Origin of the sequence: Xanthomarina sp., from assembly GCF_035306705.1 — a bacterium.
Classification (GTDB): domain Bacteria; phylum Bacteroidota; class Bacteroidia; order Flavobacteriales; family Flavobacteriaceae; genus Xanthomarina.
This window is the reverse complement of record NZ_DATGNO010000144.1, coordinates 1-10,438: the sequence shown is the minus strand read 5'-3', so window position 1 is coordinate 10,438 and position 10,438 is coordinate 1. Positions and strand designations below refer to the sequence as shown.

Annotated in this window: 7 protein-coding genes; 6 read left to right on the top strand and 1 reads right to left on the bottom strand. The window is 34.2% G+C overall.

All coding sequences use genetic code 11. The features are described 5' to 3' along the window. On the top strand, positions 1 to 622 hold a 622-nt coding region (locus VKY47_RS11785), incomplete at its 5' end, for a response regulator transcription factor (protein ID WP_324313008.1). Between the two features lie 70 nt (positions 623 to 692). On the opposite strand, the gene VKY47_RS11780 is transcribed toward VKY47_RS11785, so the two are convergent. Then, a complete protein-coding gene (locus VKY47_RS11780) occupies positions 693 to 1,955 on the bottom strand; it encodes a T9SS type A sorting domain-containing protein (protein WP_324313007.1) in 1,263 nt (420 codons plus the stop codon). 369 nt (positions 1,956 to 2,324) lie between these two features. Between VKY47_RS11780 and uvrA the strand changes: the two genes are divergently transcribed. From uvrA to VKY47_RS11755, 5 genes are all read left to right on the top strand, one after another. Continuing rightward, on the top strand, positions 2,325 to 5,156 hold the full coding sequence (gene uvrA, locus VKY47_RS11775) for an excinuclease ABC subunit UvrA (RefSeq protein ID WP_324313006.1): 2,832 nt from the start codon (positions 2,325 to 2,327) through the stop codon (positions 5,154 to 5,156). 56 nt (positions 5,157 to 5,212) lie between these two features. Then, positions 5,213 to 5,383, top strand: coding sequence for a lmo0937 family membrane protein (locus tag VKY47_RS11770; RefSeq protein WP_324313005.1), 171 nt, complete (start codon positions 5,213 to 5,215; stop codon positions 5,381 to 5,383). A 243-nt stretch (positions 5,384 to 5,626) separates the two neighbouring features. Then, entirely contained in the window at positions 5,627 to 6,316 is a 690-nt protein-coding gene (locus VKY47_RS11765) for an LOG family protein (RefSeq protein WP_324313004.1), read from the top strand. Positions 6,317 to 6,377: 61 nt separating this feature from the next. Next, complete coding sequence (locus VKY47_RS11760) at positions 6,378 to 7,604, top strand: T9SS type A sorting domain-containing protein (protein ID WP_324313003.1); 1,227 nt, start codon at positions 6,378 to 6,380, stop codon at positions 7,602 to 7,604. A gap of 28 nt (positions 7,605 to 7,632) precedes the next feature. Next, complete coding sequence (locus VKY47_RS11755; RefSeq protein WP_324313002.1) at positions 7,633 to 10,437, top strand: gluzincin family metallopeptidase; 2,805 nt, start codon at positions 7,633 to 7,635, stop codon at positions 10,435 to 10,437. Position 10,438: the final 1 nt, after the last annotated feature.

Here is a 10,438-nt window from a genome sequence, read left to right as displayed (position 1 = left end):
TATTGCCGACGATCACCCTATTATGCTAAGAGGCCTAAGAAAAGAATTAGAACAAGCCGGTTATACCATTGTTGGAACTGCAGAAAATGGTGCAGATGCCTTGGAAGCCATTGTAAACTTAAAACCTAAAATTGCATTTTTGGATATTGAAATGCCTTTATTAAATGGCTTTGAAGTTATTAAACAATGTAGAGAGAAAAACTTAAAAACAAATTTTATTGTTATGACCTACCACAAAGAAAAAAGTTTTGTGGTACAAGCAAAAAAACTGGGAATAGACGGTTATCTATTAAAAGAAGATAGCATGGAAGATATAGAAAACTGTATTGCCACCGTTTTGAACAACGAGATCTATTACAGTAATTCTTTTGATAATAATTTTGAAATCAGTGTGGAAGACGAGCTTAAAAAAGTGGCTCTTTTAACCCCTTCCGAGCGGAAAATTATTCGTTTAATATCTCAAGACAAGAGTTCGGCAGAAATTAGCGAACTCTTATTTGTGTCTGCCAGAACCATACAAAAACACCGAACCAACATCATTGAAAAACTGAATTTAGAACCTGCTCCAGACACCCTAATTAAATGGGCAAAGGAATATAAAGAAGTTATTTTTTCGATGTAATTTTTTAATTGAAGTGAATGTAGATAGATAAAAATCTCTTATTATTTCTCCAAGTTCTTCTTTGTTTATATTAATTCTTAATCACTTTAGATGCGTAATAATGAGTATCTGCTATTATTCTCAAAATATACATACCACGACCTAAAACTGTAACGTCTAAATTCAAACTTTCCACGTTTTGAGCGTTTCTTTTTATGATAGATTTTCCCATAATATCAAAAACCTCGATACTTAAGTCCTTATAATTTCTGTTTAATTTTATGTTAAGCCTGTTAGATATTGGATTTGGAAAAACAGTTATTCCATTTAAATCAAATTCCTCAATACTTAAATTGCTGATATTTAAAGTTTTTGTTTTTGTATCCCATTTTCCACACTTCGTAACAGTTAGGGAAACCAGATAATTTCCAGTATCTGCATAGGTATGCACCGGATTGATTTCGGTAGAAGTGTTTCCATCACCAAAATCCCAAAGCAATGTGTCAAAACCAGCACTAGTATTTGTAAAAGATACGTCGCCTGCATTAATAACTTCCGAATAATCTGCTAGGGCTGGGTTTATAGTAAAATCCCATGTGGACATGTCGTCAAAAACAATGGTTTTAGCTGCCATTTTTATGATATTGGCATCTGTTTGAGATAAGCTAGAATTCCAAGTAATTAAAGTGGGGTCTTTTTTATAAATCATTGTATAAAATACAGTTGCAGCAGCATAAGAACCAGCTAACGACGGATGCGAGCCGTCACCCGAATATAAATTAATACTGGGATGATTTGTTCTAAGATATCTCCAAACTGCACCAGCTGGCGCTACTTCAGCATCATTGGTTTCTGCCATAAAAAGATAGGTTGCTCTAATAACATCATCCATATCTTCGTAATTACAAACCCAAGGCAAACTACCACAATTGCTTGCATCTCCGTTTTCTCGTCCCCAAGTCATATAAAACATGGGTTGAGAACATTCGTTATTTGCTCGAATAGTTTGGCTTAAAGATTCTGCAAAAGGGTGTAATTCTGTTTCCATTTGCAATTGTCCAAAAGAAGTTTCCTGGCTTTGTGCCTGTAAAACAACGTAATCCCAGTCATTCGAATTAATTTTATTTAGCGTAGTTGTATTGGATGCGTGGTTTATAAACCGAAAACCTCCTGGTGTATTGGATTCAAAAATTAATACGTCTGTTGTACTCTGTGCCATATTGTTTACCATAGATGGTAAATTATTAGCAGCAGTATAACTATTACCAATAAAAAGCACTTTTTTTGTTGTTTGACTGCTAATTGAAAAGAAAGATAGGAAAACAAATATATAGGTTAATAAAAAATGTTTCATTGGGATTTGGTCTTTTAGATTCCAAATGTAAAGAAAACGATTTTGAAAATAAAACCTGTACGTTTCGATAGAGGTTTTTGAAAGCTAAATCAAAGCCGCTACTGCTTATACCATATCTCACACATAGTTTATTCAAGCTTAATTTAGAATTAGCCCAAGTTCTGCGCCCATGAACTTCATGCCAATCTGCTATTGTTAACAACAAACAAATAGTTCGAAAATCCTTCACGCACTAATAATAAAAGCAAGTTAAAACTCTAATCCACATCATATTTAACAAAAACTCCATCTCACCTTCCCTTCATTTTTAAATGCAGAATCTGTACCTTTGCACTTTTGTCATTCTAATGGACAAAATCTCCTATTTATATGAGTTTATTCGAAGAAAATATTGAGGTTCAAGGCGCTCGCGTTCACAACCTAAAAAACATAGATGTTACCATCCCTAGAGAAAAATTAGTGGTCATTACTGGGCTATCTGGTAGTGGAAAATCGTCTTTAGCTTTCGACACCATTTATGCCGAAGGTCAACGTCGTTATATAGAGACTTTCTCAGCTTATGCCAGACAGTTTTTAGGTGGTTTGGAACGTCCAGATGTGGATAAAATAGACGGACTTTCGCCAGTTATTGCCATTGAGCAAAAAACCACGAGCAAGTCGCCACGCTCTACGGTTGGAACCATTACTGAAATTTACGATTTCCTAAGATTGCTTTTTGCCCGTGCCAGTGATGCCTATAGCTACAATACCGGAGAAAAAATGGTGAGCTATAACGACGAGCAGATTAAAGAACTTATAATAGAAAACTTTAAGGGGAAACGCATTAATATTCTAGCTCCTGTGGTACGATCTCGTAAAGGTCATTACAGAGAGTTGTTTGAGCAAATTGCGAAACAAGGTTTTGTAAAAGTACGAGCAGATGGCGAAGTTTTAGACTTGGTTAAAGGCATGAAATTAGATCGTTATAAAAACCATGATATAGAAATAGTTATCGACCGTCTAAAAATTGATGCTTCTGTGGATAACGATAAACGGTTAAGCGAAACCATAAATACAGCCATGTATCACGGTGAAGATGTCCTTATGGTTTTAGACCAAGACACTCAAGAAACGCGCTATTTTAGTAGAAATTTAATGTGCCCAAGTTCTGGTATTTCCTATCCTAATCCAGAACCTAACAACTTTTCATTCAACTCTCCAAAAGGAGCTTGCCCAAAATGTAACGGCATTGGGTCTTTATATCAGGTCAACGAAAATAAAATCATTCCAGACCCAAAATTATCCATTGCTGCTGGCGCATTGGCCCCACAAGGATCTCAAAAAAACTCATGGATTTTTAAGCAGCTTGAAGCCATTGCACAACGCTTTAATTTTTCTTTAAACGATCCATATAAAAGCATTCCTGAAGAAGCTAAACAAATGATTCTTTACGGAGGAAACGAGAAATTTTCGGTAGAAAGCAAGACTTTAGGTGTGACTCGCGATTATAAAATTGAATTTGAAGGGCTTGCCAACTTTATTGAAAGCCAGTATAAAAATGCTGAAACGACCTCTTTAAAACGTTGGGCAAAAGAATATATGGACAAGGTAAGTTGCGACGAATGTCAAGGCTCGCGTTTAAGACAAGAATCTCTATACTTCAAAATAAACGGAAATAACATAGCCGATTTAGCCAATAAAGACATTGTAGATTTGGCTACTTGGTTCAACGAATTAGAACCGCATCTATCCGACAAACAATTTAAAATTGCGGAAGAAATTATTAAAGAAATTAAAACCAGGCTTCAGTTTTTACTGGATGTTGGTTTAGAATATTTATCCTTAAACAGAAGCTCTAAATCGCTTTCTGGCGGAGAAGCACAACGTATTCGTTTAGCCACGCAAATAGGATCTCAATTGGTTGGTGTGCTTTATATTTTGGACGAGCCTAGCATTGGCCTACACCAAAGAGATAATGAAAAACTGATAAAATCCTTACTCGCCTTAAGGGATATTGGAAACTCGGTTATTGTGGTGGAGCATGATAAAGACATGATTGAACATGCCGATTACGTAATAGATATTGGGCCAAAAGCTGGAAAACATGGCGGCGAAATTATTAGTGTTGGCACACCCGCCGAATTAAAAACACATAATACCTTAACAGCCGATTATTTAAATGGCACAAAGAAAATTGAAGTTCCAAAATCCCGAAGAAAAGGCAACGGGAACTTTATAGAACTAAAAGGATGTACCGGAAATAATTTAAAAAATGTTTCCGTAAAACTCCCATTGGGAAAAATGATTGGAGTTACAGGTGTTTCGGGAAGTGGAAAATCCACTTTAATAAACGAAACCCTCTACCCTATTATGAATGCACATTATTTTAATGGTGTTAAAAAACCCATGCCCTACAAAAGTATTAAAGGCTTAGAACATATTGATAAGGTTATCGACATCAACCAATCTCCAATTGGGAGAACACCACGAAGTAATCCAGCAACTTATACCGGAACTTTTAGCGAAGTCCGCAGTTTATTTTCTAAAATACCAGAAGCCATGATTCGCGGTTACAAACCTGGTCGTTTTAGTTTTAACGTCAAAGGTGGACGTTGCGAAACCTGCCAAGGTGGAGGTTTACGAGTTATTGAAATGAATTTCCTCCCAGACGTTTATGTAGAATGTGAAACCTGCCAAGGAAAACGTTTTAACAGGGAAACTTTAGAAATCCGTTACAAAGGAAAATCGATTAGCGATGTTTTGAATATGACCATTAACGAGGCTGTTCCGTTTTTTGAGCACATTCCTAAAATACATAAAAAGCTTAAAACCATTCAAGATGTTGGTTTGGGATATATTTCCCTCGGACAACAAAGCACCACGCTTTCTGGCGGTGAGGCACAACGTATTAAATTGGCCACGGAACTCAGTAAGCGCGATACCGGAAACACCTTCTATATTTTAGATGAACCTACAACAGGACTTCATTTTGAAGACATTCGGGTCCTTATGATTGTATTGAACAAACTAGCCGATAAAGGCAATACGGTTTTAATTATTGAGCATAATTTAGATGTTATTAAAATGGTCGATCATATTATAGACATAGGTTACGAAGGTGGTAAAAATGGCGGAGAGGTGATAGTAGAAGGCACTCCCGAAGAAGTCATCAAACATAAAACAAGTTATACAGCACAGTTTCTTAAAAAAGAATTAAAATAATATAATTCTTACATAAAAAACACTAAATTAGTAACTTAACCATAAATCCCTTTAATATGAGAAGTATACTTTGGTTAGTAGCCGTTGTTTGTATAGTAATTTGGCTGCTAGGTTTTTTAGGTGTTGTACAAGGAATACCTACGGGCAATTTAATTCATATTTTGCTAGTAATTGCTATTATTGTTATATTGTATAACCTTATTTCTGGACGAGGCCCATTAAAATAAACCTTTAAAGAATAATCTAATTTTTATAAAAGAGACAAATCTTACTTTGGATTTATCTCTTTTTTTATATTCTATTATCAAAATAAATCACTTATTAAAGATTTTTAAATATCTAAGTGCAAATCCTTTAAAGAAAGCGCCTAAAATGTCCATATTTCTCTTAAATTTGCCCTTGGATTTATTTTAACAAACTTCTTTGTGAAATTAAGTTCACATGAATTCTTTACACAAAAAACATTATAAATGAGAGACGAACAACACTATAAACGTTGGAATGAAATAAAAACAAACGATTCCTGGGCTATTTTTAAAATCATGGGTGAGTTTGTAAACGGTTACGAAAAACTAAGTAGAATTGGACCGTGCGTATCCATTTTTGGATCTGCTAGAACCAAACCAGATAATAAGTATTATAAATTAGCGCAAGAAATTGCTGGCCAAATTGTAGACCATGGATATGGCGTAATTACTGGTGGTGGACCAGGCATTATGGAAGCTGGCAATAAAGGCGCCCATATTGCAGGTGGAACCTCGGTAGGTTTGAATATAGATTTACCTTTCGAACAACATGACAATCCATATATCGACAATGATAAAAGCTTGGATTTCGATTATTTCTTTGTTCGAAAAGTCATGTTTGTTAAGTATTCCCAAGGGTTTGTTGTCATGCCTGGAGGATTTGGTACTTTAGATGAATTGTTTGAAGCCATCACCTTAATACAAACCAATAAAATAGAAAAATTCCCTATCATTTTAGTGGGAACTGAATTTTGGAGCGGATTAATTGATTGGATAAAAGATACCTTATTAGATAAATTTCAAACTATTAGCGCTGTCGATCTAAATTTAATTCACTTAGTGGATTCCCCAGAAGAAGTAATAGTTATCCTTGACGAATTCTATAAAAAATACAGATTGAGCCCTAATTTCTAATTCTGAAATTATCCGAAATTTATTTATGTTAAGAAACATACAACTTGTATCTCTCCTTTGCATGCTATTTACTAATAGCTTGTTGGCACAAGAGAACTTTAAAGTGATGTTTTATAATTTATTGAATTTCCCTAATGACACCAATGTTCCAAACCGAATTCAGCATTTAGATCATATTTTAAGCAATTATCAACCCGATTTATTTATGGTTTGCGAGCTAAACAATGCCCATGGTGCCAACGTCATTTTACAGGTGCTCCAAGACAGAATAGACGAGAATTATAGAAGTGCTGTGTTTACCTTAAATACTTCTGATGACGCTACAGGAAACCAAAATGACCTTCAAAATTTGATGTTTTTTAATAGTTCGAAATTCATTTTAGAAAGTCAATATGAAATAACAACTTTGTATCGCGACTTCAATCATTATAAATTAAAGTTAAATTCTACCAATCAAAGCACTAATCCTGTATATTTAAACGTAATTGTTTGTCATTTAAAAGCTTCTAGGGGTACAGACAATCAAACGTTAAGATTAGAAATGGTACAAGATTTAACAACATATCTAAACAGTTTTCCTGCTAACAGCAACGTCATGTTGGCAGGAGATTTAAATGTTTATACCCACTTAGAACCGGCTTTTCAAGAGTTAATAAGTACAGATAATAACATTGTGTTTGCCGATCCCGCAAATAGAATGGGCTCTTGGCATAACAACACCAATTATATAGATGTGTTTACCCAATCTACCAGAACCCAAACAGGTTTAGGCGGGGCAACTGGAGGTTTTGATGACAGGTTCGATTTTATTTTAACGTCAACCAACATGCTATCCAATCAGGATATTTACTATGTGGACAACAGCTATCAGGCTTTTGGGAATAATGGAAACATAGCTTGTTATAATCAGGAAATTAAAAATGCTAATTGTTCTGGGGTAGATTTTTCAGCGGAAATCCGCGAAGCGTTGTATTATTTTAGCGACCATCTTCCCGTTACCCTTCAATTGGAAACCAACGAAACCTTATTGAATATCCCATCTTACCAAACAGATAGTTTTCAAATTACTGGCACTAATATTATTGAAAATATACTGGAAATAAAAATCAATAAAACAACTCTTTCAACCAACAAGCTTTATATTTTTAACACCTTAGGGCAGGTTGTTAAAATAATTTCCTTAGAAACCTCAAAGCGGTTAAGTATCGATGTTTCTAACTTAAGCAATGGCATGTATTATATAGCCATGTCCAACACGAATGTGCAACCTTTAAAGTTTATAAAATAAGTTGAGAGTCCGAATTTTAAGCCATGTCTTGTTTCTTTTTATACCTATATGGGTTTTAGGTCAGAATAAAATAGATCTGAAAGCCGACTTTCAGGTGGAAAAAAATCAGATTAAAATTTCTCAAGACATCACTTATTTTAATACTTCTGAAGATACTTTAGATGTTATCTATTTAAACGACTGGAACCATAGTTATGCCACAAAAAAAACACCTTTAGCCGTCCGTTTTGCTGAAGAATATAGTACAGCATTTCATTTTGCAAAAAATGAAGACAGAGGTTTTTCGGTAGTTACATCTATTGTACAAAACAATCAAGAACTTGAATTTAACAGGCTTAAAGAACATATCGATGTTATAAAAGTTCAATTGAAAACTCCTTTAAAACCAAATGAAAGCTATACCATTCACCTTAAATACATTGTTCAAGTACCTAGCGATAAATTTACTAGATATGGTGTTTCCAATGAAGGAGATTACAATCTGCGCTATTGGTACATAACACCCGCTGTTTATAATGGCGAATGGCAATATTCCAGCAATAAAAATCTAGACGATTTATTTGTGCCTGTTTCAGACATTCAGATAGAATTGCAAATTCCAAACGTGTACAAGGTAACTTCAGAATTGGATCAGATAGATGTCTTCCAAAAAGACAGCGTGTCTGTTGTAAAACTTGAAGGAAAAAACAGGGTAAACACAAAGCTGTTCTTGAATAAAGTGAAACAATTCAGCCAAGTAAAAACCGACTATTTCACCATGGTTTCCAATCTAGATCAAGAAGATTTAAACATGATTGATAACTTGGTAATAACCGATCATGTATCGGAGTTCTTGGTTAGGAATTTAGGTCCTTATCCTTTGGATAAATTATTGATTACCGATATAGACTATAGGAAAAACCCTATTTATGGTTTAAACTTATTACCTAGTTTTATTCGTCCGTTTCCAGATAAATTTCAATACGAAATGAAAATCTTAAAAACAGCTCTAAACAACTATTTGGAAAATATCTTGATTATAAATCCTAGAAAAGACCAATGGCTTATAGATGGTTTGCAAACCTACTATTTAATGAAATATGTAGAAGAAAACTATCCCAATATGAAACTAGCTGGAACCCTTTCTAAAATTTGGGGATTAAAATCCTTTCATGCCACCCAACTGGATTTTAACGATCAATATGCCTTTCTATACATGCACATGGCACGGGAAGGCCTTGATCAACCTTTAAGCATGGAAAAAGATTCGTTGTTAAAATTCAATAAAAACATTGCCAATAAATATAAGGCTGGAGTTGGTTTGCGCTATTTGGATCAATACATCAATGAAAATATTTTAGAGAATTCTATTAAAGAATATATTTCAGAATACACCTTTAAGGAAACCAAAACTTCCGATTTCGAAACCCTTTTAAAAACCAACACGAATAAGGATGTCAATTGGTTTTTTACCGATTATCTAAAAACTAAAAAGTATATTGATTTCACTATTTCAGATATGGAAGAATCAAAGGATTCTGTAAAAGTAACGGTTAAGAATAAAACAAATGCCAATGTCCCTATTTCGGTGTTTGTTTTGGATAACGATGTTGTAATTTCAAAAGTTTGGATTGAAAATATTACAGACACCAAATCTGTAACCCTAGCAAAAGGAACCGGTACCAGAGTGGTTTTAAATAAGGATTTTGTGGTTCCTGAATACAACTTAAGAGATAATACCAAGTCCTTAACAAACTCTCTTTTTAACAGACCTCTTCAGGTTAGGCTTTTAAAAGACATCGAAGACCCTTCCTACAACCAAGTGTTTCTTATGCCTATCGTGGAATTCGACAATATTTACGATGGGATTGTTCTTGGCGTAAAAGCCTATAATAAAACCATTCTTAAAAAGCCTTTTTACTATAAAGTGGCTCCACAATACGGTACAAAATCCAATTCATTAACAGGTTCTATTACTTTAAATTACAATCAATATATAGAAAACAATTCCGATTTATTTAGCATTACTTATGGTGTTTCGGGAAGTTATTCTAGTTATGCCGAAGATTTATTTGTTAGAAAATTAACTCCGGGAGTGGCTTTAAAATTTAGAGATAAATCCAATCTACGTTCCAATGAAAAACAATTTGTTACCCTAAGATATGTAGATATCCATAGAGATAAAAACCCACTACCAACAGCAGATGCCACACAACCCAATTACAGTGTTTTAGATATTCGCTATAACAACATCAATAAAGGCTTAAAAGATTATACCGCTTGGTTTACAGATGTCCAATTTGGAAAAGATTTTGGAAAACTTGCAATCAATTTTGAGTATAGAAAACTTACTGAAAAGAATAGACAATACAATTTAAGGCTCTTTACAGGAATTTTTCTGTATAATAAAACATACAAAACCTCTAATTACTTTAGTTACGCATTAGACAGACCAACCGATTATTTATTTGATTATAACTATTATGGGCGTTCGGAAAGTTCTGGGCTTTTTAGTCAGCAGATTATTATTGCTGAAGGTGGTTTTAAATCGAAACTCGATACACCATATGCCAACGAATGGATTAGCACTATTAACGGAAGTGCTACCATTTGGAAATATATTTTAGCTTATGGAGATATTGGTTTGTTGAAAAACCATGGAAACAACATCGAGTTTGTTTACGATACAGGAATTCAAGTAAGTTTAATCCCAGATTATTTTGAGCTCTATTTTCCTGTATATTCCAATTTAGGTTGGGAAGTTTCGCAACCTCAGTATGCCGAGAAAATCCGTTTTGTAGTCACGCTAGACTTTAAAACTCTTTTTGGTTTGTTTACTAGACGTTGGTATTAAA